This is a genomic window from Thermomonospora cellulosilytica (assembly GCF_014138835.1).
Classification (GTDB): Bacteria; Actinomycetota; Actinomycetes; order Streptosporangiales; family Streptosporangiaceae; genus Thermomonospora; species Thermomonospora amylolytica.
Genome location: NZ_JACJII010000001.1, coordinates 5,202,081 through 5,219,014, shown reverse-complemented (window position 1 = coordinate 5,219,014; position 16,934 = coordinate 5,202,081). Strand labels below are relative to the sequence as shown.

General features: G+C 71.0%; 13 protein-coding genes. 8 read left to right on the top strand and 5 right to left on the bottom strand.

Annotated elements, in window-relative coordinates; translation table 11 throughout:
- Positions 1-60 precede the first annotated feature (60 nt).
- Together HNR21_RS24665 and HNR21_RS24660 are read right to left on the bottom strand one after the other, a co-directional pair.
- Positions 61-921: a PAC2 family protein gene (locus tag HNR21_RS24665; protein ID WP_119730616.1), complete on the bottom strand. Its 861-nt coding sequence runs from the start codon at positions 919-921 to the stop codon at positions 61-63.
- 186 nt (positions 922-1,107) lie between these two features.
- Positions 1,108-1,566 (bottom strand): universal stress protein, encoded by a 459-nt coding sequence (locus HNR21_RS24660; protein WP_119730615.1) that lies wholly within the window; start codon positions 1,564-1,566, stop codon positions 1,108-1,110.
- 134 nt (positions 1,567-1,700) lie between these two features.
- On the opposite strand from HNR21_RS24660, the gene metH reads away from it, so the two are divergent.
- The 8 genes from metH to HNR21_RS24620 all read left to right on the top strand — a co-directional run bounded on the left by metH (position 1,701) and on the right by HNR21_RS24620 (position 13,006).
- Positions 1,701-5,180: a methionine synthase gene (metH, locus tag HNR21_RS24655; RefSeq protein ID WP_182707088.1), complete on the top strand. Its 3,480-nt coding sequence runs from the start codon at positions 1,701-1,703 to the stop codon at positions 5,178-5,180.
- Between the two features lie 48 nt (positions 5,181-5,228).
- The gene (locus HNR21_RS24650) at positions 5,229-5,894 is read left to right on the top strand and encodes an HAD family hydrolase (protein WP_312881226.1); all 666 of its coding nucleotides are present in this window, start codon (positions 5,229-5,231) and stop codon (positions 5,892-5,894) included.
- Between the two features lie 129 nt (positions 5,895-6,023).
- Positions 6,024-6,455, top strand: coding sequence for a hypothetical protein (locus HNR21_RS36120; RefSeq protein WP_182707087.1), 432 nt, complete (start codon positions 6,024-6,026; stop codon positions 6,453-6,455).
- A gap of 386 nt (positions 6,456-6,841) precedes the next feature.
- Entirely contained in the window at positions 6,842-7,861 is a 1,020-nt protein-coding gene (locus HNR21_RS24640) for an ABC transporter permease (protein WP_182707086.1), read from the top strand.
- Between the two features lie 35 nt (positions 7,862-7,896).
- The gene (locus HNR21_RS24635; protein WP_182707085.1) at positions 7,897-9,639 is read left to right on the top strand and encodes an ABC transporter substrate-binding protein; all 1,743 of its coding nucleotides are present in this window, start codon (positions 7,897-7,899) and stop codon (positions 9,637-9,639) included.
- A gap of 90 nt (positions 9,640-9,729) precedes the next feature.
- Positions 9,730-10,740, top strand: a complete 1,011-nt coding sequence (locus HNR21_RS24630; RefSeq protein WP_182707084.1) for an ABC transporter permease — start codon at positions 9,730-9,732, stop codon at positions 10,738-10,740.
- On the top strand, positions 10,740-11,828 hold the full coding sequence (locus HNR21_RS24625; protein WP_182707083.1) for an ABC transporter ATP-binding protein: 1,089 nt from the start codon (positions 10,740-10,742) through the stop codon (positions 11,826-11,828). The genes HNR21_RS24630 and HNR21_RS24625 overlap by 1 nt, the downstream gene beginning before the upstream one ends.
- A gap of 32 nt (positions 11,829-11,860) precedes the next feature.
- Positions 11,861-13,006, top strand: coding sequence for an ABC transporter ATP-binding protein (locus HNR21_RS24620; RefSeq protein WP_446697336.1), 1,146 nt, complete (start codon positions 11,861-11,863; stop codon positions 13,004-13,006).
- Between the two features lie 52 nt (positions 13,007-13,058).
- Here the strand turns inward: HNR21_RS24620 and HNR21_RS24615 are convergent, their stop codons facing one another.
- From HNR21_RS24615 to HNR21_RS24605, 3 genes are all read right to left on the bottom strand, one after another.
- Positions 13,059-13,502, bottom strand: a complete 444-nt coding sequence (locus tag HNR21_RS24615) for a VOC family protein (protein ID WP_182707081.1) — start codon at positions 13,500-13,502, stop codon at positions 13,059-13,061.
- Between the two features lie 105 nt (positions 13,503-13,607).
- A complete protein-coding gene (locus tag HNR21_RS24610; RefSeq protein WP_182707080.1) occupies positions 13,608-16,109 on the bottom strand; it encodes an ABC transporter permease in 2,502 nt (833 codons plus the stop codon).
- A gap of 2 nt (positions 16,110-16,111) precedes the next feature.
- Positions 16,112-16,903 carry an ABC transporter ATP-binding protein gene (locus HNR21_RS24605; protein ID WP_233358718.1) on the bottom strand — a complete coding sequence of 264 codons (792 nt, stop codon included), beginning with the start codon at positions 16,901-16,903 and terminating at the stop codon, positions 16,112-16,114.
- Between the last annotated feature and the right edge of the window lie 31 nt (positions 16,904-16,934).

Genomic DNA, 16,934 nt, shown 5'->3' with positions numbered 1-16,934 from the left:
CATCGACGGCGAAGGGCCGGCGGAACGATCGTCCACCGGCCCTTCAGTGTAGATCAGCCGTCAGCCGGTCTCCCGGCCCCGCAGATAGCGCTCGAACTCGCGGGCGATGGCGTCGCCGCTGGCCTCCGGGAGCTCGGCGGCGTCCTTCTGCTCCTCCAGCGCCCGCACGTACTCGGCCACCTCGGTGTCCTGCTCGGCGAGCTCGTTGACCCCGTGCTCCCAGGCGCGGGCCTCCTCCGGCAGCTCGCCCAGCGCCACCGTCAGGCCCAGCAGGTCCTCCACCCGGCGCAGCAGCGCCAGCGTCGCCTTGGGGGACGGCGGGTGGGACACGTAGTGCGGCACCGACGCCCACAGCGACACCGTGTCGATGCCGGCCTTGGCGCAGGAGTCCTGCAGCACCCCCAGGATGCCGGTCGGCCCCTCGTAGCGGCTGGGCTCGTACCGGTTCGGCTCCAGGTGCAGGCCGCTGCCCGCGCCCGGACCGGAGGTGGCGCCGCTCACCGGCACCGGACGGGTGTGCGGGGCCTCGGCCAGCAGCGCGCCCAGCAGCACGCCGGTGCGCACCCCGAGCCGCTCCAGCACCTCGATCAGCTCGCGGCAGAACGACTTCCAGCGCATGTTGGGCTCGATCCCGCGGATCAGCACCACGTCGCGCTCCGAACCGGCCGGACGGGCCCACGAGATGCGGGTGGTGGGCCAGGTGATGCTGCGGTGGACGCCGTCGGCCAGCTCCACCACCGGACGGGTCACCTGGAAGTCGTAGTAGTCCTCCGGATCCAGCTCCGCGACCGGGGACGCGTCCCAGGCGGACTCCAGATGCCGGATCACCCCGCTGGCCGCCTCCCCGGCGTCGTTCCAGCCCTCAAAGGCGGCCACCAGGACCGGGTCGACCAGCTCGGGCACGCTTTCGAACTCGATCACCCCGTGCCTCCTTCCGACCTAGGTACAGCGTCCCGGCGCGCGCCGTTGTTCCCGGCCGGGGGCCGGGGGCCCGGCGGCTGCGGTCGGCCGCTCATGATCGAATGACGCCACCCTACGTCCTGGAACGGTCTTCCGTCCCCCGGCGCGGACCCCGGCCCCGCGGGCCCGGAGTCCGCGCCGACGGGGCTACTTGCCGTCGGTGGTGTGCACGATGAGGATGTCGCAGGGCGCCCGGTGCGACAGGTTGGCCGGCACCGAGCCCAGGATCCGCCCGGCCAGGCTGTTGAGGCCCCGGTTGCCGACGACCACCAGGTCCGCCCCGCGCTCCTTGGCCACCTTGGCGAGCACGTCCACCGCGTCGCCCTGCACCGCGACCTCCTCGATCGCCGTGGCGCCGGCCGCCACCGCCCGCTCCCGCGCGGCCCGCAGCGCGTCCTCGGCCGGGGTCGCCCCCTGGACCTTGTAGGCCAGGTCGCCCAGCCGGTCGGCCGCGCTGAGCCGTTCGCGTTCGCTCATCGGGTGGTACGCCGTCACGAGCACCAGGGTGGCCTCGGCGTCCGCCGACAGGCGCGCGGCGGCATCCACCGCGCGGAACGAGGAATCCGAGCCGTCGGTGCCGACGAGGATGGTGCGGTACGAGCCCATCGCCGCTCCTTACCGGGGAGTTAGTTACCGGGAGGGAAACTTATCCGTTCCAGTACCGTTCCGTCACGGGGTGCAGTGTTATACGCATCCCAGGAGGAAGAGTCCCGGGGGCGCTGCGGCTAGAGTTACGGGCTATGAGTGCATCCCCACAGTCGTTGCGTCAGGCCCTCCGGGAACGAGTCGTCGTGGCGGACGGCGCGATGGGGACGATGCTCCAGGCGCAGAACCCCACCCTGGACGACTTCCAGGGCCACGAGGGCTGCAACGAGGTCCTCAACGTCACCCGTCCCGACATCGTCCGCGCGGTGCACGCCGCCTACCTGGACGCCGGCGTCGACTGCATCGAGACCAACACCTTCGGCGCCAACCTGGGCAACCTCGGCGAGTACGGCATCACCGAGCGGATCGAGGAGCTGTCGGAGGCCGGCGCCCGGATCGCCCGCGAGGTCGCCGACGCCTACTCCACGCCCGACCGGCCCCGCTGGGTGATCGGCTCCATCGGCCCCGGCACCAAGCTGCCGACGCTCGGCCACGTCACCTACACCGAGCTGCGCGACGCCTACGAGCGCAACGCGGCCGGGCTGATCGCCGGGGGCGCGGACGCCCTGCTGGTGGAGACCTGCCAGGACCTGCTGCAGGCCAAGGCCGCCCTCAACGGCGCCCGCCGGGCCATCGCCGCCGCCGGCGCCGACACCGTGCTGATCGGCCAGGTCACCATCGAGCAGAACGGCGCGATGCTGATGGGCTCGGAGATCGGCGCCGCCCTCACCGCGCTGGAGCCGCTGGGCCTGGACCTGATCGGCCTCAACTGCGCCACCGGCCCGGCCGAGATGAGCGAGCACCTGCGCTACCTGGCCCGGCACGCCCGCATCGGCCTGTCCTGCATGCCCAACGCCGGGCTGCCCGAGCTGACCGCCGACGGCGCCCACTACCCGCTGACCCCCGGGGAACTGGCCGACGCCCACGACGCCTTCACCCGCGACTACGGCCTGTCCCTGGTCGGCGGCTGCTGCGGCACCACCCCCGAGCACCTGCGCCAGGTCGTCGAGCGCGTCCGGGGCCGCGAGATCGCCCCGCGCAGGCCGCGTCCCGAGCCCGGCGCCTCCTCGCTGTACCAGCACGTCCCGTTCCGCCAGGACACCTCCTACCTGGCGATCGGGGAGCGCACCAACGCCAACGGCTCCAAGGCGTTCCGCGAGGCGATGCTGGCCGAGCGCTGGGACGACTGCGTGCGGATCGCCCGCGACCAGGCCCGCGACGGCGCCCACATGATCGACCTGTGCGTCGACTACGTCGGCCGCGACGGCGTGGCCGACATGAAGGAGCTGGCGTTCCGGTTCGCCACCGCCTCCACCCTGCCGATCGTGCTGGACTCCACCGAGCCGGACGTGCTGCGCGCCGGGCTGGAGATGCTGGGCGGCCGGGCGCTGGTCAACTCGGTCAACTACGAGGACGGCCGCGGCCCCGACTCCCGGTTCCACCGCACCATGACCGCCGTCCGCGAGCACGGCGCCGCGGTGGTGGTGATGTGCATCGACGAGCAGGGGCAGGCCCGCACCGCCGCCGACAAGGTCCGCATCGCCTGCGAGATCATCGAGGACCTGACCGGCAACTGGGGGATGCGGATCGAGGACATCGTCGTCGACTGCCTGACCTTCCCCATCGCCACCGGCCAGGAGGAGACCCGCCGCGACGCGCTGGAGACCATCGAGGCGATCGCCGAGCTCAAGCGCCGGCACCCGGACGTGCAGACCACGCTGGGCGTCTCCAACGTGTCGTTCGGCCTCAACCCGGCCGCCCGGATCGTGCTCAACTCGGTGTTCCTCAACGAGTGCGTCAACGCCGGGCTGGACTCGGCCATCGTGCACGCCTCCAAGATCCTGCCGATGGCGCGGATCCCCGACGAGCAGCGCCAGGTCGCCCTCGACATGGTCTACGACCGGCGCCGCGACGGCTACGACCCGCTGCAGCGGTTCATGGAGCTGTTCGAGGGCGTGGACGCCAAGGCGATGCGCGCCTCGCGGGCCGAGGAGCTGGCCGCGCTGCCGCTGTGGGAACGGCTCAAGCGGCGCATCATCGACGGCGAGGCCAACGGCCTGGACGCCGACCTGGACGAGGCGCTGACCCGGCGGCCCGCCCTGGAGATCATCAACGACGTGCTGCTGGACGGCATGAAGACCGTCGGCGACCTGTTCGGCTCCGGGCAGATGCAGCTGCCGTTCGTGCTGCAGTCCGCCGAGGTGATGAAGACCGCGGTGGCCTACCTCGAGCCGCACATGGACAGGGTCGAGGGCGACGAGGGCTCCAAGGGCCGGATCGTGCTGGCCACCGTCAAGGGCGACGTGCACGACATCGGCAAGAACCTGGTCGACATCATCCTGAGCAACAACGGCTACGAGGTGATCAACATCGGCATCAAGCAGCCGATGTCGGCCATCCTCGAGGCCGCCAAGGAGCACCGCGCCGACGTCATCGGCATGTCCGGGCTGCTGGTCAAGTCCACGGTGATCATGAAGGAGAACCTGGAGGAGCTCAACGCCCGGGGCCTGGCGCACGAGTGGCCGGTGCTGCTCGGCGGCGCCGCGCTCACCCGCGCCTACGTCGAGCAGGACCTGGCCGAGCTGTTCGACGGCGAGGTCCGCTACGCCCGCGACGCGTTCGAGGGCCTGCGGCTGATGGACGCCTTCATGGCCGTCAAGCGCGGCGAGGAGGGCGCCCAGCTCCCGCCGCTGCGGCAGCGCCGCGTCAAGACGGGCGCGACCCTCAAGGTCACCGAGCCGGAGGAGATGCCGGCCCGGTCCGACGTGGCCACCGACAACCCGGTGCCCGAGCCGCCGTTCTGGGGCGACCGGATCGTCAAGGGCATCCCGATGGCCGACTACGCGGCGTTCCTGGACGAGCGGGCCACCTTCATGGGCCAGTGGGGCCTCAAGCCCGCCCGCGGCGCCGACGGGCCCAGCTACGAGGAGCTGGTGGAGACCGAGGGCCGTCCCCGGCTGCGGATGTGGCTGGACCGCATCCAGTCCGAGGGGCTGATCGAGGCGGCCGTCGTCTACGGCTACTTCCCGGCCGTCAGCGAGGGCGACGACCTGGTGATCCTGAACGAGGACGGCTCACAGCGGGAGCGGATCACCTTCCCTCGGCAGCGCCGCGACCGGCACCTGTGCCTGGCCGACTTCTTCCGGCCGCGCGAGTCCGGCGAGACCGACGTGGTCGCCTTCCAGCTCGTCACCGTCGGGTCCAAGGTGTCGGAGGCCACCGCGGAGCTGTTCGCCAAGAACGCCTACCGCGACTACCTGGAGTTGCACGGCCTGTCGGTGCAGCTCACCGAGGCGCTGGCGGAGTACTGGCACGCCCGGGTGCGCGCCGAGATCGGGTTCGGCGAGCAGGACCCCGACGACCTGGACGGCTTCTTCAAGGTCGACTACCGGGGCGCCCGCTACTCGTTCGGCTACCCGGCCTGCCCGGACCTGGAGAACCGCGCCACGGTGGTGCGGCTGCTGCGGCCGGAGCGGATCGGCGTGACCCTCTCCGAGGAGTTCCAGCTGGTGCCCGAGCAGGCCACCGACGCCCTCATCGTGCACCACCCCGAGGCCAAGTACTTCAACGTCTGACCCGATCCAGCGCCGATCCCGGGCCCGCGCCCGGGGAAGGGAGAACGCGTGCCCGACGCCGGGCCGCAGGCCGTCCTGTTCGACATGGACGGCCTGCTCATCGACTCCGAACGGATGTGGCTCGAGGTCGAGACCGAGGTGATGGCCTGGCTCGGCGGGCCGTGGGGCCCCGAGCACCAGGAGAAGATGGTCGGCGGCTCGCTGGGCCGGGCCGCCGCCTACATGCTGTCCCTGACCGGCCCGGTCGCCCCCCGGGAGGAGGTCGAACGGCGGATGCTGGACGGCATGGTGGAGCGGCTGAGCGAGTCGGCCCCGCTGATGCCCGGGGCCAAGGAACTGCTCGGCGAGGTCCGCGCCGCCGGGATCCCCACCGCCCTGGTGTCCTCCAGCCACCGGGTGCTCATCGAGGCCGTGCTGGACGGCGTCGGCCGCGAGTACTTCGACGTCACGGTGGCCGGTGACGAGGTCGCGCGGCACAAGCCCGATCCCGAGCCGTACCTGACCGCCGCCGCGAGGCTGGCGGCCGACCCGCGGCGCTGCGTCGCCCTGGAGGACTCCCCGACCGGTGTGGCGGCCGCCGAGGCCGCCGGATGCGTCACGGTCGCGGTGCCGGGGGTCGTCCCGGTGCCCGCCGCTCCTGGCAGAACCGTCGTCGAATCGTTGCGGGACCTCGACCTGGCCGTGCTGCGGAGCCTGGTCGCCGGGGTCCCCTAGGGGAGGGCTACCGCCGCGGGAGGACTTCCGGGGATCGGGAACCCTTCGCCCGGATGAGGAGTCTTTCGTTATGTACGTGTGACGATGGCCGTAGGCGCGTACGCGGAGGACGAAGGCGGGGGACCCGGCATGGGAGACGAGATGCTCTTCATGATCAGCCTCGGGATCACGGTGCTGGGGCTGGCCGTCAGCTACGGCGTGGGCAAGCGCCGCGGCGTCGCCTCGGGGATGCGCGGCGCCTCCCTGTCGCTGATCCCGCTGGCCGCCACGATGACCGGCGTCACCGGGTTCGTCGCCGACCTGGTGTTCAGCCCCGCCCGGTGGGCCGGCGTGGTCCTGGCCGGGCTCGCGGTGCTGCTGTACCTGGTCTCCGGCGTGATGCTCGGCCGCCGGGCCTCCGGCGGGGGCTCCGCCCCGGCCGCCGGGACCGGCGGGCGCAAGGAGCGCAAGGAGCAGGGGGCGGGCCGTCCCCGGCGGGCCGTCGAGCGCTCCGCGGGTCCGGCCGCCGACCCGGAGATGGCCGAGATCGAGGAGATCCTGCGCCGCCGCGGCATCAGCTGATCCGCGGCCGATCCGTCGGCCACGTCCCGAGATTCTCCTTCGGGGCGACCAGCCCGGCGGATGATCGGTATCGGGTCGGACTCGGAACGGTAAAGCTTCCCGAGGCGACCCCGGTTCGGTTTGGCATCGGGTACCTACTCGCACGTAATATCTGGGCGTTTTGTCCTCTCGGGCGGTTCGGCCGCCTGTATCCCAGATGACGACGCGATCACAAGTCGGACACGGGTACTTACGGGGTCCGTTCCCGGGATGGACGCTCAGTGCTGGAGGACTAGGTTTCCCTCCAGCGAACGCGCCGCCAGGAGCAGGCGAACCACGGGTGTCCTCATCCGGTCCCGTGTCCTGGCTGCTCGGCAGCGTTGCCGACGTGCAGGGAGGTACCGAGCGTGACCGCACCGATCGAGGTGTCCGGGTCTGAGGCCCAGGCCCAGCCCGAGGCCGTCCTCGCGGGCGTGGGGAAGAAGGCGGTCCAGGGGCGGTCGCTGGGCCAGATCGCCTGGATGCGCCTCAAGCGCGACAAGCTCGCCCTGGGCGGCGGGGTCGTGGTGCTCCTGCTGACCCTCATGGCGATCTTCGCGCCGGTGCTGGTCAAGCTGTTCGGCCACCCGCCCGACCAGTTCCACCGGGAGCTGCTCGACCCGATCTTCCGCACCCCCGCCGGCCCCTGGGGCGGGATGAGCCGGGAGCACCCGCTGGGCCTGGAGCCGATCAACGGCCGTGACATGTTCAGCCGGATCGTCTACGGCGCCCGCATCTCGCTGCTGGTGGCGTTCCTGGCCACGCTGGTGTCGGTGGTGATCGGCGTGGTGGCGGGCATGGCGGCCGGCTACTTCGGCGGCTGGGTCGACTCGGTGATCGCCCGGGCCATGGACGTCTTCCTGGCCTTCCCGCTGCTGCTGTTCGCGATCGCCCTGGTGGGCGTGGTCCCCGACGACGCCTCGTTCTTCGGCCTGTTCACGCTGAAGGACAACACCCTGCGGGTGTCGCTGCTGATCTTCATCATCGGCTTCTTCAACTGGCCCTACATCGGGCGGATCATCCGGGGGCAGACCCTGTCGCTGCGGGAGCGCGAGTTCGTCGACGCCGCCCGCAGCCTCGGCGCGCGCAGCCCCTACATCCTGTTCCGGGAGATCCTGCCCAACCTGGTCGGCCCGATCCTGGTCTACGCCACGCTGCTGATCCCCACCAACATCCTGTTCGAGGCGGCGCTGTCGTTCCTGGGCGTGGGCGTCAACCCGCCCACCCCGTCCTGGGGCGGCATGCTGTCGGACGCGGTGCGCCAGCAGCTGTACCCCATCGCGCCCCACTTCATGATCATCCCCGGTCTGGCGATCTTCATCACGGTCATGGCCTTCAACCTGTTCGGTGACGGCCTGCGCGACGCGCTCGACCCACGTGCGCGCTGATCATCCATCTCGCGATTGAGAGGAACAACCCGGTAATGAAACGTACGTGGAGAACCGCCGGAGTCGCGGCCACCGCGGCCCTGGCCCTGGTGCTGTCCGGCTGCGGCGGCGGCGGCGGCACCGGTGGCGACGACACCGTCAACACGACCTTCAACCAGGCCGTGAACACGATCGTCAACCAGGACGACAAGGCCGGCGGCACGCTGAAGTTCGCCATCACCGACGCCCCCGACTCGGTGGACCCGGGCAACACCTACTACGCCTTCAACTGGGACTTCACCCGGCTGTACGCGCGGGCCCTGCTGACCTTCGACAACAAGCCGGGCAAGGCCGGGCTGAAGGTCGTCCCCGACCTGGCCGAGGGTCTGGGCACCCCCAGCGAGGACGGCAAGACCTGGACCTACAAGATCCGCAAGGGCATCAAGTACGAGGACGGCACGGAGGTCAAGGCCGCCGACGTCAAGTACGCCATCGCCCGCAGCAACTACACCGACGAGCTGACCAGCGGTCCCAAGTACTTCGCGCAGTACCTGGACGCCGGTGACTACAAGGGTCCCTACAAGGACAAGAACCTCGACAACTTCAAGGGCATCGAGACCCCGGACGACTACACGCTCGTCTTCAAGCTCAAGCAGCCGTTCTACGAGTTCGACTACCTGCTGACCAACCCGCAGTCGGCTCCGGTCCCGGCGGCCAAGGACACCGGCCTGAAGTACCAGGAGCACCCGGTCGCGACCGGCCCCTACAAGGTGGAGAGCCACCAGGTCGGCAAGTCGCTGGTGCTGGTGAAGAACCCCATGTGGAACCAGGCCAGCGACCCGATCCGCAAGCAGAACGTCGACCGCATCGAGCTGGCGATGGGCGTCAACGGCGCCACCCTCGACGAGCAGCTGCTGGCCGGCACCACGCACGTCAACCTCGGCGGCACCGGCGTGGAGGCCGCCGCCCAGGCCAAGATCCTGCGCCAGGACAAGCTCAAGCGGGCCGCCGACAACCCGCTGACCGGCTTCCTGCGCTACGCGATGCTGTCGACCAAGGTCAAGCCGTTCGACAACATCGAGTGCCGCAAGGCCGTCCAGTACGCGGTGGACAAGACCGCCATCCAGGGCGCCTACGGCGGCCCGATCGCCGGTGACATCGCCTCCACGGCGCTGCCGCCGACCGAGACCGGCCACACCAAGTACGACCTGTACCCGACCCCGGGCAACAAGGGCGACCTGAACAAGGCCAAGGCGGCGCTGCAGGCGTGCGGCCAGCCCAACGGCTTCGAGACCAACATCGCGGTGCGCGAGGACCGGGCCAAGGAGGTCGCGGCGGCCGAGGCGATCCAGCAGTCGCTGGCCAAGGTCGGCATCCGGACGCAGATCAAGAAGTTCCCCTCGGGCGACTACACCTCGCAGTACGCCGGCAAGCCGGAGTACGTGCACAAGAACAACCTCGGCATCATCATCGCCGGCTGGGGCTCGGACTGGCCGACCGGCTTCGGCTTCCTGTCGCAGATCGCGCACGGCGAGGCCATCAAGCCCTCCGGCAACTACAACGAGATGGAGCTGAACGACCCCGAGGTCAACCGTCTGCTGGACGAGGGCATCCGCAACCCCAACCAGGCCGAGCGTGAGAAGGCCTGGAGCCAGGTGGACCGCAAGGTCATGGAGTCGGCGGCGCTGCTGCCCTTCATCTACGAGAAGGTGCTGACCTACCGTCCGCCGTCCCTGACCAACGTGTACTTCCACGAGGCCTACAAGATGTACGACTACACCGCCCTCGGCGTGAAGTGAGCCAGTCGTAGGCCGAATCTTGCAGAAGGCAGGTGAAGGCACCGGTGGCCGGGCGGGCAGCCGCCCGCCCGGCCACCATCGCCGCCCGCAGTGATCGCATTCGTTGTGCGCCGTCTCGTGGCCGCCGTAGCGCTGCTCGTGGTCGTCACCATGGTGACGTTCGCGATCTTCTTCCTGGTGCCGCGGCTGGCCGGGGCGACCCCGGACGACCTGGCGTCCCGGTACGTCGGCAGGGACGCCACGCCCACCGCCGTGCAGGCCGCCAAGAAACGCCTGCATCTGGACGACCCGGTGCCGGTGCAGTACGGCCGGTTCGTCAAGAGCCTCGTCGCGGGGGACACCTTCGACTACGGGCCGACGACGGTGAAGTGCCCGGCGCCCTGTTTCGGATACTCGTTCCGGAACTCCCAGAACGTGCTGGACCTGATCAAGGACCGGTTCCCGGTGACGTTCTCGCTGGCTCTCGGGGCCTCGGTGTTCTGGCTGGTCACGGGCGTGCTGATCGGTGTGCTGTCGGCGCTGCGCCGCGGCTCCCTGTTCGACCGGGCCGCGATGGCGATCGCGCTGGCCGGCGTGTCGCTGCCGATCTACTTCACCGGCCTGATCACGTTGAGCCTGCTGGTCTACCGGTGGGAGCTCTGGCCGGAACCGCAGTACGTGGGCCTGCTGGAGAATCCCGCCCTGTGGGCGCAGAACCTGCTGCTGCCGTGGATCACGCTGGCCTTCCTGTACGCGGCGATGTACGCCCGGCTGACCCGTTCGGGGATGCTGGAGACGCTGAACGAGGACTTCATACGCACCGCACGGGCCAAGGGACTTCCCGAACGCACGGTCATCACCAAGCACGCGCTGCGCGCCACGCTGACCCCGATCCTGACGATCTTCGGCCTGGACTTCGGGCTGCTGCTGGGCGGCGCGGTGCTCACCGAGACCACGTTCAACCTCAAGGGGCTGGGCGAGCTGGTGGTCAACGCCATCCGCGGCAACGACCTGCCGGTGGTGCTCGGGGTGGTGATGTTCACGGCGATCTTCGTGGTGGTGGCGAACCTGATCGTCGACGTGCTGTACGCGGTGGTCGACCCGAGGGTGAGGTTGGGCTGATGGCGGACGAACGACCGGCCGAGACGCTGGACGGGGCGCCGGCCACCATGACCGAGGGCTCGCCCCCGCCGACCGCCTTCCTGGAGGTGCGCGACCTGCGCATCCACTTCCCGACCGACGACGGGCTGGTCAAGTCGGTCGACGGGCTGTCGTTCACGCTGGAGCGCGGCCGGACCCTGGGCATCGTGGGCGAGTCGGGCTCCGGCAAGTCGGTGACCAGCCTGGGCATCCTGGGCCTGCACAACCGGCGCAACGCCAAGGTCTCCGGGGAGATCTGGCTGGCCGGGCAGGAGCTGGTCGGCGCCCCTCCGGAGGAGGTCCGCAGGCTGCGCGGGCGCCGGATGGCGATGATCTTCCAGGACCCGCTGTCGGCGATGCACCCGTTCTACACCGTCGGCGACCAGATCATCGAGGCGTACCGGGTGCACAACGACGTCAGCAAGAAGGTCGCCCGCAAGCACGCCATCGACATGCTGGGCCGGGTCGGGATCCCCAAGCCGGAACGGCGGGTGGACGACTACCCGCACCAGTTCTCCGGCGGCATGCGGCAGCGCGCCATGATCGCCATGGCGCTGTCGTGCGACCCCGAGCTGCTGATCGCCGACGAGCCCACCACCGCGCTGGACGTGACCGTGCAGGCGCAGATCCTGGACCTGATCCGGGACCTGCAGGCCGAGTTCAACTCCGCGGTCATCATGATCACCCACGATCTGGGCGTGGTGGCCGAGCTGAGCGACGAGATCCTGGTGATGTACGCCGGGCGCTGCGTCGAGCGGGCCAGCGTGGAGGACGCCTTCCACCGGCCGCTGCACCCCTACACCTGGGGGCTGCTGGGCTCGATGCCGCGGCTGGACCGTGACCGCACCGAACGGCTGCTGCCGATCAAGGGCACCCCGCCGAGCCTGATCAACGTCCCGGTCGGCTGCGCCTTCAGCCCGCGCTGCGCCTACGCGGAGCTGAACGAGGGCCGCAGCGAGACCGAACGACCCGAGCTGGTCGAGGTGGAGCCGGGGCACCGGGTCGCCTGCCACCTGCCGCTGGAGCGGCGCAGGCAGATCTGGGAGAACGAGATCCGGCCGAAGCTGTGAGCACCACCGGCGCGAAGGAAGGCGAGAACACTGTGAGCACCTCGCAGACGGGGGCCGACGAGGGCACCGCCACGGTGTCGCGGAGCGCGGCCGGCCGGCCCGAGCGGTCCGGCGAGCCGCTGCTGGCGGTGGAGAACCTGGGCAAGCACTTCCCGGTGACCTCCGGGCTGCTGCGCCGCCAGGTCGGCGCGGTCAAGGCGGTCGACGGCGTGTCCTTCACCGTGCACAAGGGCGAGACCCTGGGCCTGGTGGGGGAGTCCGGCTGCGGCAAGACCACCACCGGACGAATGATCATGCGGCTGCTGGACCCCAGCTTCGGCAAGATCACCTTCGAGGGCGTCGACATCACCCATCTGCCGCAGCGCCGGATGCGCCCGCTCCGCCGCGACCTGCAGATGATCTTCCAGGACCCGTACTCGTCGCTGAACCCGCGGCAGACCGTCGGCGCCATCGTCGGCGCCCCGTTCCGGCTGCAGAAGATCCAGACCGAGCAGGGCGTCAAGAAGGCCGTGCAGGACCTGCTGGAACTGGTCGGGCTCAACCCCGAGCACTACAACCGGTACCCGCACGAGTTCTCCGGCGGCCAGCGGCAGCGCATCGGCATCGCCCGCACGCTGGCGCTCAAGCCCAAGCTGATCATCGCCGACGAGCCGGTCTCCGCGCTGGACGTGTCCATCCAGGCGCAGGTGATCAACCTGCTGGAGGACCTGCAGGACGAGCTGGACCTGACCTATGTGGTGATCGCCCACGACCTGTCGGTGGTGCGGCACATCTCCGACCGGGTCGCGGTGATGTACCTGGGCAAGATCGTGGAGATCGGCGAGGCCGACGACCTGTACGGCTCGCCCATGCACCCCTACACCAACGCGCTGCTGTCGGCGGTGCCGATCCCCGACCCGGCCAAGCGCCGGGGGCGCGAGCGGATCCGGCTGACCGGCGACGTGCCCAGCCCGCTGGACCCGCCGCCGGCCTGCCGCTTCCACACCCGCTGCTGGAAGGCGCAGGAGATCTGCAAGCGGGTCGAGCCGCCGCTGGTGGAACTGCGGCCGGGGCACCAGACCGCCTGCCACTTCCCGGAGAACGCGCCGGAGGGCGCCACCGAACTGGTGGCCAAGGCCGCCGCCGAACGCGACGGGGCCGCCGCCACCGGCGAGCCCGTCACCGTCGTCAAGGACTGACCGGCGCGTATCCCCGATCCCGGGCGTCCCTCACGGGGGGCGCCCGGGATCGTCAGTTCAGGTCGAACTCGTTGCCCTCCGGATCGCGCATCGCGATCGCGTAGTGGTCGACCCCCGGCTCGGCCAGCACCCGCACCCTGGTCGCCCCCGCCAGGACCAGCCGTTCGGCCGCGGCCTCGATCCGCCGCCGCCGCTCGTCCAGGGGAACCTCCCGTCCGCCGCCGACCCGCAGGTCCAGGTGGATCCGGTTCTTGACCACCTTGCCCTCCGGCACCCGCTGGAACCAGATCCGCGGACCGCGGCCCTCGGGATCGACGATGGAGTCGGCGCCGTCCCCGAGGTCCTCCTCGGCCACCCCCACGCTCCGCCAGTAGTCGTTCCAGTCCGCGAACCCCGCAGGCGGGCCCTCGAGCCCGTAGCCGAGCGCGGCCGCCCAGAACCGCGCCATCCGGTCCGGGTCGGCGCAGTCGATCGTGATCTGGAACGGGACCGTCATGGGGCCTCCTCTCCTCGCCTGCCCGACATCCTGCCCGGCGGATACGACAGACGGCGCCCCGTCCCGCCTCCACCGGGGACGGGACGGGGCGCCGCCGAGGGCCGGTCACTCGGTGGAGATCGCCTTGAGGACGTCCATCCGCCCGGCGCGCCAGGCCGGCCACAGCGCCGCCAGCACCCCGATCACGGCCGCCACCACCAGGTAGACCGCCAGCGTGCCGACCGGGATGCTCAGCACGTTCAGGCCCTCGTCGGACAGCGCGTTCTGGATCGCCGCCCCGAACACCACCCCGATGGCGATGCCCAGCAGCGCCCCGAACACCGCGATCACGATCGACTCCAGCCGGATCATCCGGCGCAGCTGGCGGCGGGACAGCCCGACCGCCCGCAGCAACCCGATCTCCCGGGTCCGTTCGATCACCGACAGCGCCAGGGTGTTGATCACGCCGACCGCCGCGATGATGATCGACATGGTGAGCAGCACGGTCAGGAAGCTGACCAGCCCGTCGATCTGGGAGCTGGCCTCCTCCTTGAACGCCGCCCGGTCCTGCACCTCCAGCGCGGGGTAGGCGGCCAGCGCCCGCTGCAGGGCCTGCGTGGTCGCCGCGTCGGTCCGGGCGGTGTTGACCACCAGGGTGAACGGCGGCTCGCTCTCGTGCGCCCGGTAGACCGCCGTCGGCAGCACCCGCGCGTCCAGGAACTCGTTCTTGGCGTAGGTGCCGGCGATCCGCAGCCGCTCGACCTTCTGGTCGCTGAACCGCACCTGGACGACGGTGCCGACCTTCCAGCCCTTGGACTTGGCCACGTCGTCGGCGACCAGCATGCCGTCGTCGCCCATGCCCGTCGTCCCCGACACCAGCTTCACGGTGGTCCCGGCCTTGAGGGTGGCCTCGTCGGCGGCCACGTAGGAGCCCTTCTCGCCGTCGAACCGGCCCTGGCCCCAGTAGACGGGCAGCGCCTGCTCCACACCGGGCACGGACTGCACCGCCTTGATGGCGGTGGCGTCCACACCGGCCTGGCCGCCCTGCACGGAGACCAGGTAGTCGGCGCCCAACTGGGTGTCGACCGCCTGGTTCACCGACGACCGCATCGACGCGCCCAGCACGTTCACCACGGTGACCAGGGCGAGCCCGATCATCAGCGCGGCGGCGGTGGCGGCGGTGCGGCGCGGGTTGCGCAGGGCGTTGCGCTGCGCCATCCGGCCCGGGGCCCCGAACAGCCGGGGGTAGGCGGCGCCGAGCACCCGCACCACCGGGCCGCTGATCACCGGGGCGAGCATGGCCACCCCGAGGAACACCGCGAACGCCCCGGTCCCCACCGGGATCATCGCGTTGCCGCCCAGCTCCACCCCGGCCAGGCCCAGCGCCATCAGCGTCGCGCCGGCCGCGGTGAGCAGCCCGCCGACCGCCACCCGGATCCGCATCGACCGCTGCGGCAGCGCCACGTCGTCGCGCATCGCCGCCACCGGCGGGATCCTGGCGGCCCGCCGCGCCGGGAAGTACGCCGAGATCACCGTGACGCCGATGCCGACCACGTACGACCAGATCACCGGCGTCGGCCCGAACACCAGCCCGTCGTCGGCCTCGATGCCCACCAGCTCGCGCAGCAGCACCGCCAGCCCCGCGCCGGCCACCAGGCCCAGGGTGGAGCCGACGAAGCCGACCGCCACCGCCTCGCCGAGCACCGCCCGGGTGACCTGGCGGCGGGCCGCGCCGATGGCGCGCAGCAGCGCCAGCTCCCGGGTGCGCTGGGCGACCAGCATGGAGAAGGTGTTGAAGATGATGAACGCCCCGACGAAGATCGAGATCAGCGCGAACACCAGCAGGAACGTCCGGAAGAAGCCCAGCAGGGCGGCGATGTCGCTCTTGGCCTCCTCGCGCAGCTCGGTCCCGGTGACGGCCTCGAACCCGGCCGGCAGCACCGCGGCCACCCGGTCGCGCAGCGTGTTCTCGTCCACCCCGTCCGCGCGGATCGCGATGTCGGAGAAGTGGCCCGGCTTGAGCAGCAGCCGCTGCGCGGTGGCGGTGTCGAACGCGGTCACCGAGGCGCCCATCAGGTGCCCGGCGTCCATCAGCCCGACCACCGTGGCCTGCTGCGTCGGGTGGTTCTTGACCACCAGCCGGACCCGGTCGCCGACCCGGTACCCGGACCGTTCGGCGGTCCCGGCGTCCAGCACCACCTCGCCGGCGGCCTGCGGCCTGCGGCCCTCGGTGAGGTCGAAGTCGCCGTCCACCCAGTTGATCCCGAGCGTCGGCGCGCCGTTGCCGGTCATCACCTTGCCGTCCTTGCCGACCAGCGCGGCGTAGCCGGTGACGTTCCCGAACGCGCCCTGGACGCCGTCGACCTCTTGCAGCGTGCCGATCAGGGACGCGGGGACCGGCACGACGGGGCCGGTCCCGTCGTCGGCGTCGCCGGAGTCCCGCTTGGCCCGGACGTCCACCGCGATGTCCTGGCTGACGGTGGCGAACAGCTTGTCGAACTGCCGGTCCATGGTGTCGGTGAAGATCAGGGTGCCCGCCACGAAGGCGACCCCCAGGATCACCGACACCGCGGTCAGCAGCAGCCTGATCTTGTGCGCCGCCAGATTGCGGAGCGTGACCTTGAGCATCATCAGGACCCGGCCCCCGGCAGGTCGAAGCCCTTCATCCGCTCCAGCACCTTCTCGGCGGTCGGCGCGGCCATGGTGTCGGTGATCCGCCCGTCGGACAGGAAGACCACCTCGTCGGCGTAGGCGGCGGCCGCCGGGTCGTGGGTGACCATCACGATCGTCTGGCCCATCTCGCGCACCGAGTCGCGCAGGAACCCGAGCACCTCCGCGCCGGACCGGGAGTCCAGGTTCCCGGTCGGCTCGTCGGCGAAGATGATCTCCGGCCGGGAGGCCAGCGCCCGGGCGCACGCCACCCGCTGCTGCTGCCCGCCCGACAGCTGGTTGGGCCGGTGCCCCAGCCGGGGCCGCAGCCCCACGGTGTCGATGACCCGGTCCAGCCACTCCCTGTCGGGCCTGCGGCCGGCGATGTCGAGCGGCAGCGTGATGTTCTCCAGCGCCGTCAGCGTCGGCACCAGGTTGAACGCCTGGAAGATGAACCCGACCTTGTCGCGGCGCAGCCGGGTGAGCCGCTTGTCGTCCAGCTTGTTCAGCTCCACGTCGCCGATCAGCACCCGGCCGGAGTCGATCGAGTCGAGCCCGGCCATGCAGTGCATCAGCGTGGACTTGCCGGACCCGGACGGGCCCATGATGGCGGTGAACCGGCCGCGCGGAATCCCCAGCGTCACACCGTCCAGGGCGGTCACGCGGGCGTCGCCGCTGCCGTACACCTTGGTGATCCGCAGGGCGCGCGCGGCCAGATCGCCCGCACCCGGCTCGGCGAGCGCTTCGTCGGTGATCGGGGCGGTATGCGTCACGAGAACTCCTGATCGGGGGAAGGAACGTGCT

Coding starts and splice junctions, on each gene's coding strand:
- HNR21_RS24660 (WP_119730615.1), bottom strand. CDS start 1,566: ATGGGCTCGTACCGCACCATCCTCGTCGGCACCGACGGCTCGGATTCC.
- metH (WP_182707088.1), top strand. CDS start 1,701: ATGAGTGCATCCCCACAGTCGTTGCGTCAGGCCCTCCGGGAACGAGTC.
- HNR21_RS36120 (WP_182707087.1), top strand. CDS start 6,024: ATGGGAGACGAGATGCTCTTCATGATCAGCCTCGGGATCACGGTGCTG.
- HNR21_RS24635 (WP_182707085.1), top strand. CDS start 7,897: ATGAAACGTACGTGGAGAACCGCCGGAGTCGCGGCCACCGCGGCCCTG.
- HNR21_RS24625 (WP_182707083.1), top strand. CDS start 10,740: ATGGCGGACGAACGACCGGCCGAGACGCTGGACGGGGCGCCGGCCACC.
- HNR21_RS24615 (WP_182707081.1), bottom strand. CDS start 13,502: ATGACGGTCCCGTTCCAGATCACGATCGACTGCGCCGACCCGGACCGG.
- HNR21_RS24610 (WP_182707080.1), bottom strand. CDS start 16,109: ATGCTCAAGGTCACGCTCCGCAATCTGGCGGCGCACAAGATCAGGCTG.